Here is a 15,380-nt window from a genome sequence, read left to right on the forward strand (position 1 = left end):
TCTTGCTCCGAAAAGGAGCAAAAAAGCTCAATTGAGTTGAAAATGCGACAAGGTGCAACTAGGACGGCAAAAACTGGTTGCACCTTATTTGCTTTGTTGCATAGCATCCGCGGTTAAGGTGCAACCTCGAAATACAGATTGGTTCATCGGCTGGTGGATTTTCTGGGGAAACATCAGTCATAAATGCGCGGCCAGGTTAATCGTCTCAGACAGGACGTTTGTGAGCGTACGGCCAGACCGCCGCTAAACATAAAAACAATGCCAGGGCTTAACTCAATGATTGTAAGTAACCCAACCCTGATCACGTTCGTGATCTATATCTCGGCAATGGTGCTGATCGGCTTTATGGCCTATCGCTCCACCAACAACCTTTCTGACTATATTCTCGGTGGCCGTAGCCTGGGCAGCGTAGTGACTGCATTGTCCGCTGGCGCCTCCGACATGAGCGGCTGGTTGTTGATGGGTTTGCCGGGCGCGATCTATATGTCCGGGCTGTCGGAAAGCTGGATTGCCATCGGTCTGGTGACCGGTGCCTACCTGAACTGGCTGTTTGTTGCCGGCCGTCTGCGGGTGCAGACCGAGCACAACGGTGATGCGCTGACCCTGCCGGATTACTTCTCCAGCCGTTTTGAAGACCAAAGCGGACTGTTGCGGATTATCTCGGCAATCGTGATTCTGGTGTTCTTCACCATCTACTGCGCTTCCGGCATCGTGGCCGGTGCCCGCCTGTTTGAAAGCACCTTCGGCATGTCTTACGAGACTGCGCTGTGGGCCGGTGCTGCAGCGACCATCGCTTACACCTTCGTCGGTGGTTTTCTGGCGGTCAGCTGGACCGACACCGTACAAGCAACCCTGATGATCTTCGCGCTGATCCTGACGCCGATCATCGTGCTGCTGGCCACGGGTGGCGTTGATACCACCTTCCTGGCAATCGAAGCCAACGATCCAAGCAACTTCGACATGCTCAAGGGCACTTCCTTCATCGGCATCATCTCGCTGATGGGCTGGGGTCTGGGTTACTTCGGTCAACCGCACATTCTGGCGCGTTTCATGGCCGCCGATTCGGTGAAGTCGATCGCCAAGGCGCGTCGCATTTCCATGACCTGGATGATCCTGTGTCTGGCCGGTACCGTCGCCGTGGGCTTCTTTGGTATTGCTTACTTCTCGGCACACCCGGAAGTGGCAGGTCCTGTGAATGAAAACCCTGAGCGTGTATTCATCGAACTGGCCAAGCTGCTGTTCAACCCCTGGATTGCCGGTGTCCTGCTGTCGGCCATTCTGGCGGCCGTGATGAGTACCTTGAGCTGCCAGCTGTTGGTGTGCTCCAGCGCCCTGACCGAGGACTTCTACAAATCTTTCCTGCGCAAGAATGCTTCCCAGAAAGAGCTGGTGTGGGTCGGTCGTCTGATGGTGCTGGCCGTTGCGTTGATCGCAATCGCGCTGGCTGCCAACCCCGAGAACCGCGTTCTGGGCCTGGTTAGCTATGCCTGGGCAGGCTTCGGTGCTGCTTTCGGTCCAGTGGTACTGATCTCGGTACTGTGGAAAGGCATGACTCGCAATGGCGCGCTGGCCGGTATTCTGGTGGGTGCAGTCACTGTGATCGTGTGGAAGCAGTTCTCCCTGTTCGGTCTGTACGAAATCATCCCGGGCTTCATCTTTGCCAGCATTGCCATTGTGCTGGTCAGCTCCATGGGCAAAGGCCCAAGCAAGAAGATGATCGAGCGCTTCGACGCTGCCGAGAAAGATTTCCAGCAAAACAGCTAAGTGTTTTGAGCCAGGGCCAGCTCTGCCGGCCTTGAGAAAAGGCCCGTCTCCTTTGGAGGCGGGCCTTTTTTTTGCTTTGCGCGGCACCGCTGGCCCTGCCTGGCTGCACCGTTTGGCGCGGCCACGGGCTTAACCCCTGACGTTATTCGCTGCACAGGGTAAACTTCGCCCCCTGCGCAGGAGCAACCATGAACTATCGTCACGCCTTCCACGCCGGCAACCACGCCGACGTCTTTAAACACATTGTCTTGACCCGCCTCATCGCCCTGATGTCGCGTAAAGATCAACCTTTTGCCTACCTCGATACCCACGCCGGGATCGGCTTGTACGACCTCAAGGGCGACCAGGCCAATCGCACGGGTGAGTACCTGGAAGGGATTGCGCGGTTGTGGGGCAAGAAGAATTTGCCGGCGGTGACTGCCGATTACATGCAGGTGCTGAACAAAATGAACCCGGATGGCGAGTTGCGCTACTACCCGGGTTCGCCTGAGCTGGCGCGGTGTTTGACCCGTTCCCAGGATCGCGTGTTGCTGAACGAGAAGCACCCGGAAGACGGCGTGTTGCTCAAAGACAACATGAAAGGCGATCGGCGGGTGGCGGTGCATCTGGGTGAAGGCTGGCATGTGCCGCGGGCACTGCTGCCAGTGGCCGAGAAGCGCGGACTGATGCTGATTGACCCGCCGTTTGAAAAGCTCGATGAGATGAAGCGCTGCGCCGAATCGCTGAAAGATGCGATCAGCCGTATGCGTCAAACCGTGGTGGCGATCTGGTACCCGATCAAGGACAAGCGCCAGTTGCGTCGCTTCTATCAGGACCTGGCAGGTTCAGGTGCGCCGAAATTGCTTCAGGTCGAGTTGTTCGTGCACCCTCTGGACACCCCTGGCAGCCTCAATGGCTCCGGCCTGGCCATTGCCAATCCGCCGTGGGGGCTGGAAGAAGAGCTGCGTGAGTTGATGCCGTGGCTGGCCAAGCATCTGGGGCAGACCCAGGGCGGCTTTCAGATGGAATGGTTGATCGCAGAGTAATTGGCATCAGGCAAAACCAATCGCGAGCAAGCTCGCTCCTACAGGTATCAACTAAACCTGTAGGAGCGAGCTTGCTCGCGATGTTGTTTGTGTCACCTCAAATCGGGCAGGTCACGCCGGTGCCACCGATACCGCAGTAGCCTTCCGGGTTTTTCGCCAGGTATTGCTGGTGATAGGCCTCGGCGAAGTAGACCGTAGGGGCCTGGTCGATTTCGGTGGTGATGGTGCCCAGGCCAGCTTTGGTCAGCTCGGCCTGGAATGCGGCTTTGCTGGCCAGTGCCTCATCCAGCTGTTCCGGTGTGGTGCAGTAGATAACCGACCGGTACTGGGTACCGATGTCGTTGCCCTGGCGCATGCCCTGGGTCGGGTTGTGCAGCTCCCAGAACATTTTCAACAGTTCTGCGTAGCTGACTTTGTCCTGGTCGTAGACCACCAGAACCACTTCGGTATGGCCGGTCAGGCCCGAGCAGACTTCTTCGTAGGTCGGGTTCGGGGTGAAGCCGCCGGCGTAGCCCACGACGGTGCTGACTACGCCTTCACGCTGCCAGAACTTGCGTTCTGCGCCCCAGAAACAACCCAGGCCGAAAATGGCAAAGCCGACATTGCCGATAAAGGGGCCCAGCAGCGGGGTGTCTTTGTGTACGAAGTGGTAGTCCGGCAACACCATTGGCGTTTCGCGGCCCGGCAGGGCCTGTTCTTGAGTAGGTAGCACGTTTTTATTCACCAGGATTTCCGAGCGTAAGACCATGTTGCAAGTCCTCTCAGTCAGATTGTAGGAATTAAGATCTGCAGTTTGCCCCAGTGTTACGTCGTTGTCAGGCCAGGGGGCCACGCGGATAGCGTTTGAGTCGGGTCACCAGTTCGCTGCCGGGGATCGGGCGGTCGAACAGGTAACCCTGGCCCACATCGCAACGATGGCGGCGCAGGAACGCCAACTGTGCAGCGGTTTCGATGCCTTCGGCAACCACTTTGAGTTTGAGGTTGTGGGCCATGGCGATCACGGCAGAGGTGATCTCCATGTCGTTCTGGTTGTCCGGGATGTCATTGATAAAGCTGCGGTCGATCTTGAGGATGTCGATCGGGAATTTTTTCAGGTAGCTGAGCGATGAATAACCGGTGCCAAAATCGTCCATGGCCAGGGTCAGGCCGAGCTTTTTGAGCTGATCGAGTTGCAGGCGCGTGTCATCGGTGGCTTCCAGCAGCAGGCCTTCGGTCAGTTCGAGCTCCAGCAGCGAGGCGGGCAGCCGTTCTTCCTTGAGGATGCTGGCAATCGAGGCCACCAGATCCGGGTCGGAAAACTGCTTGGGCGACAAATTGATTGCCACCTGCAGGTTGCCCAGGCCTTCTCCGGCCAGCTGTTTGCTCATGCGGCAGGCCTGGCGCGCGACCCATTTGCCAATCGGAATGATCAACCCGGTTTCTTCGGCCACGCTGATGAACTGGTCAGGGCGGATCATGCCTTTTTCCGGGTGGTTCCAGCGCAGCAGGGCTTCCATGCCCAGCAGTCGGCCGCTGCGCAGGCAGAGTTTGGGCTGGTAGAACACGTCGAGTTCATTTTGCGTCAGGGCCCGGCGCAGATTGTTTTCGACGAAGAGTTTGTAGCTGGCTTCGGCGTTCAGGGCTTCGGTGAACACTTGCACCTGGTGCTTGCCGTTGGCTTTGGCCTTGTGCAGTGCCAGCCCGGCGTTGCGCATCAGGGTTTGCGGGTCGCGCCCGTGCAAGGGCGAGCAGGCGACGCCAACCGAGCCCGTAACGCTGATTAGCTGGTTGTCGACGAACATCGGCTTGTCGAGGGTCATCAGCAGCTGGCTGGCGATTTTCTGCCCGGTCTCCAGGCCCGTGTCATCGAGCAGTACGGCGAATTCGTTACTGGCGAAGCGCGCCAGGTTGTCGCTCGGGTTGAGGCTGTTGCGCAACCGCCTGGCCAGGCTGATCAGCAGTTTGTCGCCAGTCTGGTGGCCGAGGCTGTCATTGATGCGCTTGAAGTTGTCGATGTCTACCAGCAGCAGGCATACCTGGGTGGTGCTGTTGCGGGCGAAGCGCTCATCGAGGTTGCGAATGAACGCCGGGCGGTTGCCCAGATTGGTCAGGTTGTCGGTGTAGGCCAGACGCTCGATGCGCTGCTGTGCCAGTTTGGAGTCGGTGATGTCTTCGTAAATGCCGATGTAATGGGTCAGTTCACGGTTGTCGCCATAGACCTTGGAGATCGACATCTGGCCCCAGTAGGGCTCCAGGTTTTTGCGCCGGCTTTTGAATTCGCCTTGCCAGCTATTGCCTTTGCTCAGGCTTGAGTGCGCATCAAACAGCAGATCGCTGAGGTTCTCCAGTGCGGGCAGTTCCGACAGCTTGTGCCCCTGCACTTCGTCGGAACTGTACTGGGTGATGGCGGTAAAGCTGGGGTTGACGTATTCGACCACTCCCATGCAGTTGACCAGCAGGAAAGCGTTGGCGCTTTGTTCGACCGCCCGCTGGAACAGGTGCAGGGCGTTGGTGGCGGTACGCCGGTTGTGGTTGTTGATGACTTGGGCGAACTGGTCAGCCAGTTCGCCGGCAAAGGCAATTTCATCCGCCTGCCAGACCCGGGTTTTGCCGGTTTGCTCCAGGCACAGCACGCCGACCACCTGGCCGTCGATGCGGATACTGGCATCGAGCATGGCGTTGGCATCGCGTCGACCCGGGCTCGCCATCAGCTCGCGGGTGCGCGGGTCATGGTTGGCATTCTGGGCATCGATGGAGCGGCTGGTGTGCAGGGCTTCGAGATAGTCCGGAAACGCGCTGGCGTCGAAAATTCCCTGCTCGACAAAGGCCTGGCTTTCGCGCTGATACGCAGAGATAGGCAGCAGCTGGTTGCCTTCAAGGTTCCACAGGCTGGCGCCGTCCACTTGATAAATCTCGCAGGCGCTACGGGTAATCAGTTCCGCTGCTTCTTGCAGCGAGTTGTGCTGGCTATACCGGTGGCGGGCCAGCAGCAGGATCAGATCCTGTTGCGCCCGCACCCGCTCCAGATGCTGGAGTTGCTCTTGCTGGGCCCGCTGGTTGAGCTCCAGGGCGATGTGCAGGCGGCTGTGCTGGGTTTCGGGCCCGGCTGGCGGCGCAGCAGGCAGTGCGCTGTTGACCGCGCTTTCGACCACCAGCAGGTAGCCGCGCAGCAAGTGCCGATTGTGCTGTTTGTAAGCTTCGCCCAGCTCCATCAGGTTCAGCGCGCCCTGGGGGGTGTGCAGGGTGTAATGCACCACGTAGTGGGGGCTGGTCCTGAGTTGCAGTTCAATCGCGTCATGCAGCTGGTAGCGGGCCTTGGGCTCCATCAGGCTGGCATAGGGCGAGCCGGTGAGCGCGCACAGCTCTGCCGCTGGCAGGCCAAACTGGCGTTCGCAGTGGGGGTCCAGGTAGAGCAGTGCCCAGCTGGCTTCATTAAGCCGTTCGAAACGCAGCATGCCGAGCCGGGAGGGCACGGGTAACTGGGTCACGACCTCGGCTGCCATACGCAGGGCAGCATCGGGTTGGCTTTTCATTAAGACACTCGCTTTACAAATGCTGATTGCACACGGGCTGGCGCCCTGTTCCTGCGGTCTGTGGTCTGCGGCAAGGTTGCATCAAGCTCACGACGCTGACAAGTGAGCATGCAGGCTCAGGTCGCTATCGGCAGGCTTGCCGATAGCTGCAGGTTGTCCGTCGGCTGTTACGCTTTTATGACTCGCCGGCTTCAGGGGCCGACAGGCTTTAATCATCCCTGGCAAGCCGGCTCCCGCAGGCTTATGGGGGAAGCGGCTGGCCAGCAAAAAATGCGGGCAAAAAAAGCCCCGCCAAACGGGCGGGGTTGAGGTACGAGCGTGGCGCTCGGAAAACTGTGCGCTACTCCGGCCTTCCCTGGGGAAGGCCGGGGCGTGGCTTACAACAGGATGGTGCGGATGTCGCCCAGCAAGTCGCTCAGGCGCTTGGTGAAGCGTGCAGCTGCTGCGCCGTTGATCACACGGTGATCGTAGGACAGCGACAGAGGCAGCATCAGTTTCGGCTGGAAGGCTTTGCCGTCCCAGACTGGCTGGATGGTTGCCTTGGAAACGCCGAGGATCGCCACTTCCGGTGCGTTGACGATCGGCGTGAAGCCGGTGCCGCCAATGTGCCCGAGGCTGGAAATGGTGAAGCAGGCGCCCTGCATGTCGTCAGCGGTGAGCTTCTTGTCGCGGGCCTTGGCAGCCAGTGCGGCGGCCTCGGCAGCAAGCTGCAACAGGCTTTTCTGGTCGACGTTTTTGATCACAGGGACCAGCAGGCCATCCGGGGTGTCTACGGCAAAGCCGATGTTGACGTACTTCTTGCGGATGATCGCTTTGCCGCTTGGCGCCAGCGAGCTGTTGAAGTCCGGCATTTCCTTGAGCAGGTGGGCGCAGGACTTGAGCAGCAGAGGCAGTACGGTCAGCTTGACGCCGGCTTTTTCTGCGACGGCTTTTTGCGCGACGCGGAAGGCTTCCAGCTCGGTGATGTCAGCCTGGTCGAACTGGGTCACGTGCGGGATGTTCAGCCAGCTGCGGTGCAGGCTCGACGCGCCGATTTGCATCAGGCGGGTCATGGCCACTTCTTCAACTTCGCCGAAGCGGCTGAAGTCCACTACCGGGATCGGAGGAATGCCCGCGCCGCCGGTTGCACCGGCTGCCGGAGCTTCCTTGGCCTTCTGCATCATGGTTTTGACGTAAGCCTGCACGTCTTCTTTGATCACACGACCATGGGGGCCGCTTGGGCTGACCGCGCTCAGCTCGACGCCGAACTCGCGGGCCAGTTGACGCACGGCGGGGCCGGCGTGAACTTTGGCACCGCTTGCTGCTGGTGCAGCGGCCGGGGCCGGGGCTGGTGCCGCAGCTTTGGCAGCCGGTGCAGCAGGTGCCGCAGCAGGCGCTTCAGCTTTGGCCGCAGCAGGAGCTGCAGCCTGGGCTGGTGCCGCTGGCGCAGCAGCGCCCGCGACCTTGAGCTTGAGGATGAAGTCGCCAGTGCCGACTTCGTCATCCAGCTTGACCGAAATGCTTTCAACCACACCGGCGGCCGGCGATGGAATTTCCATGCTGGCTTTGTCGGATTCGAGGGTGATCAGCGATTGATCAGCCTCAACGGTATCGCCGGCCTTGACCAGGATCTCGATGATCTTGGCTTTGCCCGACGAGCCGATGTCCGGGACGTGAATGTCCTGGACGGTGGATTGTGCAGGTGCTGCAGCCGGGGCCGCAGGGGCCTCGGCAGCAGGGGCGGCAGCCGGTTTTTCTGCAGCGGCAGGTGCCGCTGCAGGGGCTGGTGCTTCAGGGGCTGCAGCGCCACCTTCAACTTCCAGCTCCAGCAGTTCGTCGCCTTCTTTCAGGCGGTCGCCCAGCTTGACCTTCAGGCTCTTGACGACGCCGGCCTTGGGAGCAGGGATTTCCATGCTCGCCTTGTCCGACTCCAGGGTCAGGATGCTTTGATCGGCTTCGATACGGTCGCCGACCTTTACAAACAGTTCGATGACTTCGCCGTCACCGCTGCCGATGTCAGGTACTCGAATGAGTTCGCTCACAAAAATTCTCCTCAGCAGTCCAGTGGGTTGCGTTTTTCCGGGTTGATGCCGAACTTGACGATGGCTTCAGCCACCACTTTCGGTTCGATATCGCCACGGTCAGCCAATGCTTCAAGGGCTGCCAACACCACGAAGTGACGGTCTACCTCAAAGAAGTGACGCAGTTTTTTGCGGCTGTCGCTGCGGCCGAAACCATCAGTGCCCAGCACTTTGAATTCCTTGACCGGTACCCACTGACGAATCTGCTCGGCGAACAGCTTCATGTAGTCGGTGGAGGCAATGACCGGACCTTTACGGCCAGTCAGGCACTCTTCGACATAGCTCAGCTGAGGCTTCTGGCCCGGGTGCAGACGGTTGCTGCGCTCAACGGCCAGGCCGTCGCGACGCAGTTCGTTGAAGCTGGTAACGCTCCATACGTCAGCACCGATGTTGAAGTCTTCACGCAGGATTTTCGCCGCTTCACGCACTTCGCGCAGGATGGTGCCGGAGCCCATCAGCTGAACGTGGTGAGCTGCTTCCTTGGTGTCTTCTTCAAGCAGGTACATGCCCTTGACGATGCCTTCCTCAACACCGGCCGGCATGGCTGGCTGCTGGTACGACTCGTTCATCACGGTGATGTAGTAGAAGACGTCCTGTTGTTCTTCGGTCATCTTCTTCATGCCGTCCTGAATGATCACCGCCAGCTCGTAGCCGTAGGTCGGATCAAAGGTGCGGCAGTTCGGGATAGTGCTGGCCAGGATGTGGCTGTGACCGTCTTCGTGCTGCAGGCCTTCACCGTTGAGCGTGGTACGCCCGGCGGTGCCGCCGATCAGGAAGCCACGGGTGCGGCTGTCGCCGGCGGCCCAGGCCAGGTCGCCAATACGCTGGAAACCGAACATCGAGTAGAAGATGTAGAACGGCAGCATTGGCTGGTTGTGGTTGGAGTACGAAGTACCGGCGGCGATGAAGGAGCTCATGGCGCCTGCTTCGTTGATGCCTTCTTCGAGAATCTGACCTTTCTTGTCTTCGCGGTAGAACATCACCTGGTCTTTATCAACCGGCTCGTAGAGCTGGCCGACGGACGAGTAGATGCCCAGCTGGCGGAACATGCCTTCCATACCGAAGGTACGGGCTTCGTCCGGGATGATCGGAACGATGCGCTGACCGATGTCCTTGTCCTTCACCAGCTGTGCCAGGATGCGCACGAACGCCATGGTGGTGGAAATTTCACGGTCGCCGGAACCGTCAAGGATGGCCTTGAGCGTGTCCAGTGGCGGGGTAGGGATGCTCAGGCTCTTGGCGCGGCGCTGAGGGACGAAGCCGCCCAGTGCAGTGCGACGTTCGCTCAGGTAGCGGGCTTCGGCGCTGCCTTCTTCGGGTTTGAAGAATGGCAGGCTTTCGATTTCGTCGTCTTTGACCGGAATGTCGAAACGGTCGCGGAACAGCTTCAGGCTTTCAACATCAACTTTCTTGGTGTTGTGCGCAGTGTTCTTCGCTTCGCCGGCACCGGTGCCATAACCCTTGATGGTCTTGGCCAGGATGACGGTTGGCTGGTTTTTGTGGTTGACCGCTTCGTGGTACGCCGCATAGACCTTGTACGGGTCGTGACCGCCACGGTTGAGCTTCCAGATCTCGTCGTCGGACAGATCGGCAACCATCGCCTTGAGTTCTGGCGTGTTGAAGAAGTGCTCGCGCACGAACGCGCCGTCTTTGGCTTTGTAGTTCTGGTACTCGCCGTCGATGACTTCGTCCATGCGACGTTGCAGGATACCGTCGACGTCCTTGGCCAGCAGCGGGTCCCAGAAACGGCCCCAGATGACTTTGGTCACGTTCCAGTGAGCGCCGCGGAACACGCCTTCGAGTTCCTGGATGATCTTGCCGTTGCCGCGAACCGGGCCATCAAGGCGCTGCAGGTTGCAGTTGATGACGAAGATCAGGTTGTCGAGGTTTTCGCGGCCTGCCAGGGAGATGGCGCCCAGGGATTCCGGCTCGTCACACTCGCCGTCACCCAGGAAGCACCAGACTTTTTGCTTGCCGGCAGGAATGTAGCCACGGGCTTCCAGGTACTTCATGAAGCGTGCCTGGTAGATCGCCTGGATCGGGCCAAGGCCCATGGATACAGTCGGGAACTGCCAGAAGTCGGGCATCAGCCAAGGGTGCGGGTAGGACGACAGGCCCTGACCGTCGACTTCCTGGCGGAAGTTGTTCATTTGATCTTCGGTGATGCGGCCTTCCATGAACGCACGGGCGTAAACGCCTGGCGAGGTGTGACCCTGGAAGTAGATCAGGTCGCCGCCATGTTCTTCGGTCGGAGCCTGGAAGAAGTAGTTGAAACCGATGTCATACAGCGTTGCGCTGGAAGCGAAACTGGAGATGTGACCGCCCAGGTCAGAATCTTTCAAGTTCGTGCGCATGACCATCGCCATCGCGTTCCAGCGTACCAGCGAGCGAATGCGGCGTTCCATGAACAGGTCGCCAGGCATGCGTGCTTCGTGGGTAACGGGAATCGTGTTGCGGTATGGCGTGGTGATGGCGTACGGCAGTTGCGAACCGGTGCGTGTAGCGAGCTCACCCATACGGGTCATCAGATAGTGAGCGCGTTCTTCGCCTTCTTTGTCGAGAACCGATTCCAGGGCGTCCAGCCATTCCTGGGTTTCGACGGGATCGAGGTCTTGCATGGCTTGCTCCAGGGCGGAAAGGCTTCCAGAATCGGTTGCCTGAGTTTGCGACTGGCCTTGTGGGCAGACGACATAAATTCTTGGATGACCGGAGGGTTGATTCCGGCGTTGTGTAGTTTTACTACAAATCGTCGGCCATTTCAGCCTTTCGAGTATGTTGCTCAGTAGTAAAACTACAGGAAAGCATAGGGTGCTTGCCTGTTGCGTTGTGTGAAAAATCGATATTGTTGGTGCTTGATTTGCAATTTGATCTTCAGATTGCAGGTTGGCTGCCAATTAAATAGAAATTTCAGCTATTTGTAACCTTTGTTCGACAGTCGGATTTAACCGCTGTTTCTTCCTGTCACCGTACTCGGCAACACCTTCGCCGATCAAGGATAGACCATGAGCCTTCCCTCGCTTGCCGCAATTCCGAGCCTTTTATTGCCACTTGTCAGCCGTAGCGAGCAGTCATGGCGCGCTGCTGTTGCGCAACTTGCCGGCGAGCACGGGCTTGATGACTGGTCGCCAGAGCGCTGGGCTGCCTTTGAGCGGGTGAGTGCGGCGAGCGACTTCTTTATTGAACAGTCATTGCGTGATCCTGTGATGTTGCTTGATCTGGTGCGCAGTGGGGAGCTGGACCGCAGCTTCAAACCTGGTGAGTTGTGCGGGCAAATCGCAGAAGCTGTCGAGACGGCCGCCACCGATGACGAATTGGGGCGCGTGCTGCGGCGTCAGCGCACCCGTCAGCAAATCCGGATTATCTGGCGTGACCTCAACCGCCAGGCCGATCTGGTTGAAACCTGCCGCGACCTGTCGGACATGGCCGATGCCAGCATCGATCAGGCCTATCGCTGGTTGTATCAGCGCCATTGCCAGCAATTCGGTACGCCTACCGGGCATCGCAGTGGCGAACCGCAGCCAATGGTGATTCTGGGGATGGGCAAGCTGGGCGCCGTGGAGCTCAACCTGTCATCGGACATCGACCTGATTTTCGCCTACCCCGAGGGCGGCGAAACCGTCGGGGCAAAGCGTGCGCTGGACAATCAGGAGTTCTTTATCCGTCTGGGCCAGCGCCTGATCAAGGCCCTGGACCCGATGACCGTTGACGGTTTTGTATTCCGTGTCGACATGCGCCTGCGCCCTTATGGTTCCTCGGGGGCCCTGGTGCTGAGTTTCAACGCTCTGGAGCAGTACTACCAGGACCAGGGGCGCGACTGGGAGCGCTACGCCATGATCAAGGCCCGGGTCGTGGCCGGTGATCAGGCGATGGGGGCACAGTTGCTCAGTTTGCTGCGCCCGTTCGTGTACCGGCGCTACCTCGATTTTTCGGCGATAGAAGCCCTGCGCACCATGAAACAGCTGATCCAGCAGGAAGTGCGGCGCAAGGGCATGGCCGACAACATCAAGCTGGGTGCCGGCGGGATTCGTGAAGTCGAGTTTATCGCCCAGGCCTTCCAGCTGATCCACGGCGGCCGCGACCTCAGCCTGCAGCAGCGTCCGCTGCTGACAGTGCTGGGCATTCTCGAAGGCCAGGGCTACCTGCCCGCGCAGGTGGTCAGCGAGTTGCGTGAAGGTTACGAATTTTTGCGTTACACCGAACACGCTATTCAGGCCATTGCCGATCGCCAGACCCAAATGCTGCCGGACACCGAGCAGGATCAGGCGCGTATCGCATTCATGATGGGGTTCGACAACTGGGCCGCGTTCCATGAACAGTTGATGATGTGGCGCGGCCGTATCGACTGGCATTTCCGTCAGGTGATTGCCGACCCGGACGAAGAAGAGGACATCGACGAAGGTGAGCTGATCGTCGGCGGTGAGTGGTTGCCGTTGTGGGAAGAAGTCCAGGATGACGCCGCGGCCTGCGCGCAACTGCAGGAAGCCGGGTTTGTCGATGCCCCCAATGCCTTGAAGCAACTGGCCAGCCTGCGCTCCAGCCCGCAACTGCGTGCCATGCAGCGTTTGGGCCGCGAGCGGCTGGATGCCTTTATTCCGCGTTTGCTGGCTCAGGCGGTCGAACATGCCAACCCCGATCTGGTGCTGGAACGGGTGTTGCCGCTGGTGGAGGCGGTGGCCCGGCGTTCCGCGTATCTAGTGTTGCTGACCGAAAACCCTGACGCCCTGCGGCGCCTGCTGACCCTGTGTGCGGCCAGTCCATGGATTGCCGAACAGATCACCCGCTTCCCGCTGTTGCTCGATGAGTTGCTCAATGAAAGTCGTCTGTTCAAGCCGCCCCTGGCCCCGGAGCTGGCCGCTGAACTGCGCGAACGCCTGACGCGGATCCCCGAGGACGACCTTGAGCAGCAAATGGAGGCCTTGCGTAACTTCAAACTGGCCCACCGCCTGCGGGTTGCGGCCTCGGAAATTGCCGGCAGCCTGCCTTTAATGAAGGTCAGCGACTACCTCACCTGGCTGGCCGAAGCCATTCTGCAACAAGTGCTGGCGCTGGCCTGGCGCCAGACAGTGGCCAAGTACGGCACGCCGCAGCGGGCCGACGGCAGTCTGTGCGATCCCGGTTTCATTATCGTGGGCTATGGCAAAGTGGGCGGGATCGAGCTGGGGCACGGCTCGGATCTGGATCTGGTGTTTATTCACGATGGCGACCCCAACGCTGACACCGATGGTCCCAAGCCCATCGACAGCGCGCAGTTTTTCACCCGTCTGGGCCAGCGCATCATCCACTTGCTGACGGCCCAGACCAACTCCGGGCAGCTGTATGAAGTTGACATGCGCTTGCGCCCGTCAGGCGCTTCAGGCCTGTTGGTCAGCTCGCTCGGCGCTTTCGAGCGCTACCAGCAAAGCGAAGCCTGGACCTGGGAACACCAGGCGCTGGTGCGGGCCCGGGTCCTGGTCGGTTGCAAGCAAGTGGGCGCAGCATTCGAGCAAGTGCGTGCGAGCATTCTGTGCCGGGAGCGCGATTTGCCGACCCTGCGCCAGGAAGTCAGCGAGATGCGGGCCAAAATGCGTGGCAACCTCGGTACCCGGATCACTGCTGCAGGCACCGCGGAAAATGCCTTCCAGGCCACGGTGCCGTTCGACCTCAAGCAGGACGCCGGTGGTATCGTCGATATTGAATTTATGGTGCAATACGCGGCTCTGGCCTGGTCCAGGGAACACCCTGCGGTACTGCGCTACACCGATAACATCCGCATTCTGGAAGGGCTGGAGCAGGACGGGCTGATACCCGCCGCTGATGCTGCCCTGTTGCGCGAGGCTTACAAGGCCTTTCGCGCCGTAGCCCACCGGCAAGCCTTGCAGAAGGAGGCCGGGGTGGTCACGGGGGATCAATTTGTGGTCGAACGTCAACACGTACGGCGCATTTGGTCTGAGCTAGGATTGAGCTAGAAAACGTATCCGGCGGGTTCATAAGGCCCGTCCAATTTGCCTGACGTGTCATGCGCAGGTGCTGGATTCTTTGAGGAGCGTAATGATGTCGATGGCTGATCGTGATGGTGTGATCTGGTATGACGGCAAGCTGGTGCCGTGGCGCGATGCTACAACCCACGTGCTGACCCATACCCTGCACTACGGCATGGGCGTGTTTGAAGGTGTGCGCGCGTATGAAACCCCGCAAGGCCCGGCGATTTTCCGCCTGCAGGCGCACACTGACCGCCTGTTCGATTCGGCCCACATCATGGGCATGAAGATCCCGTTCAGCAAAGACGAAATCAACGAAGCGACCCGCCTGGCGGTGCGTGAAAACAACCTCGACAGCGCCTACATCCGGCCGATGGTGTTCTACGGATCTGAAGCCATGGGCCTGCGTGCCACCGGCCTTAAAGTCCATGTGATCATCGCCCCGTGGAGCTGGGGTGCCTATATGGGCGCCGAAGCCCTGGAAGTCGGGATCAAGGTGCGTACCAGCTCCTTCACCCGTCACCACGTGAACATCTCCATGACCCGGGCCAAGGCCAACGGTCACTACATCAACTCGATGCTGGCCCTGCAGGAAGCGATTTCCGGCGGTGCTGACGAAGCGTTGCTGCTGGACCCTGAAGGCTTCGTGGCTGAAGGCTCGGGCGAAAACGTATTCCTGATCAAGGACGGCGTGATTTACACCCCGGACGTGACGGCTTGCCTGAACGGCATCACCCGCAGCACGATCCTGACCCTGGCCACCGAGCTTGGGTACAAATTTGTAGAAAAACGCATTACCCGGGACGAGGTGTACATCGCCGACGAAGCCTTCTTTACCGGCACTGCCGCTGAAGTGACGCCGATTCGCGAAGTTGACGGGCGACTGATCGGTATTGGCCGTCGCGGTCCGATTACCGAAAAACTGCAAAAAGCCTACTTTGATCTGGTAACCGGCAAGACTACTGCTCACCCAGAGTGGCGTACACTGGTCAAATAAAGCGATATGGCACTACAGCGGGGAGGCGAATGCCTGATTCCCGTCAGTTAAATGAACGCTGTTTC

General features: G+C 59.5%; 8 protein-coding genes. 4 read left to right on the forward strand and 4 right to left on the reverse strand.

All coding sequences use genetic code 11. From position 1 onward, the window contains the following. Window positions 1–276 precede the first annotated feature (276 nt). Together putP and WG29040_RS04315 are read left to right on the forward strand one after the other, a co-directional pair. Window positions 277–1,764, forward strand: coding sequence for a sodium/proline symporter PutP (gene putP, locus WG29040_RS04310; RefSeq protein WP_003438880.1), 1,488 nt, complete (start codon window positions 277–279; stop codon window positions 1,762–1,764). 188 nt (window positions 1,765–1,952) lie between these two features. Beyond that, a complete protein-coding gene (locus WG29040_RS04315) occupies window positions 1,953–2,789 on the forward strand; it encodes a 23S rRNA (adenine(2030)-N(6))-methyltransferase RlmJ (protein WP_003438881.1) in 837 nt (278 codons plus the stop codon). Window positions 2,790–2,886: 97 nt separating this feature from the next. Here WG29040_RS04315 and msrA read toward each other — a convergent pair whose 3' ends face one another. From msrA to aceE, 4 genes are all read right to left on the reverse strand, one after another. Beyond that, entirely contained in the window at window positions 2,887–3,537 is a 651-nt protein-coding gene (gene msrA / locus WG29040_RS04320; protein ID WP_003438892.1) for a peptide-methionine (S)-S-oxide reductase MsrA, read from the reverse strand. 67 nt (window positions 3,538–3,604) lie between these two features. Then, entirely contained in the window at window positions 3,605–6,301 is a 2,697-nt protein-coding gene (locus tag WG29040_RS04325) for a GGDEF and EAL domain-containing protein (protein WP_003438895.1), read from the reverse strand. Between the two features lie 377 nt (window positions 6,302–6,678). Beyond that, window positions 6,679–8,322, reverse strand: coding sequence for a dihydrolipoyllysine-residue acetyltransferase (gene aceF / locus WG29040_RS04330; protein ID WP_003438897.1), 1,644 nt, complete (start codon window positions 8,320–8,322; stop codon window positions 6,679–6,681). An 11-nt stretch (window positions 8,323–8,333) separates the two neighbouring features. Further along, window positions 8,334–10,979 (reverse strand): pyruvate dehydrogenase (acetyl-transferring), homodimeric type, encoded by a 2,646-nt coding sequence (gene aceE / locus WG29040_RS04335; RefSeq protein ID WP_003438900.1) that lies wholly within the window; start codon window positions 10,977–10,979, stop codon window positions 8,334–8,336. Between the two features lie 384 nt (window positions 10,980–11,363). On the opposite strand from aceE, the gene glnE reads away from it, so the two are divergent. Next, on the forward strand, window positions 11,364–14,306 hold the full coding sequence (gene glnE / locus WG29040_RS04340; protein ID WP_003438902.1) for a bifunctional [glutamate--ammonia ligase]-adenylyl-L-tyrosine phosphorylase/[glutamate--ammonia-ligase] adenylyltransferase: 2,943 nt from the start codon (window positions 11,364–11,366) through the stop codon (window positions 14,304–14,306). Window positions 14,307–14,391: 85 nt separating this feature from the next. Beyond that, complete coding sequence (locus WG29040_RS04345; RefSeq protein WP_003438904.1) at window positions 14,392–15,315, forward strand: branched-chain amino acid transaminase; 924 nt, start codon at window positions 14,392–14,394, stop codon at window positions 15,313–15,315. Window positions 15,316–15,380: the final 65 nt, after the last annotated feature.

Origin of the sequence: Pseudomonas sp. PAMC 29040, assembly GCF_003994535.1 — a bacterium.
GTDB classification, from domain to species: Bacteria; Pseudomonadota; Gammaproteobacteria; order Pseudomonadales; family Pseudomonadaceae; genus Aquipseudomonas; species Aquipseudomonas paraversuta.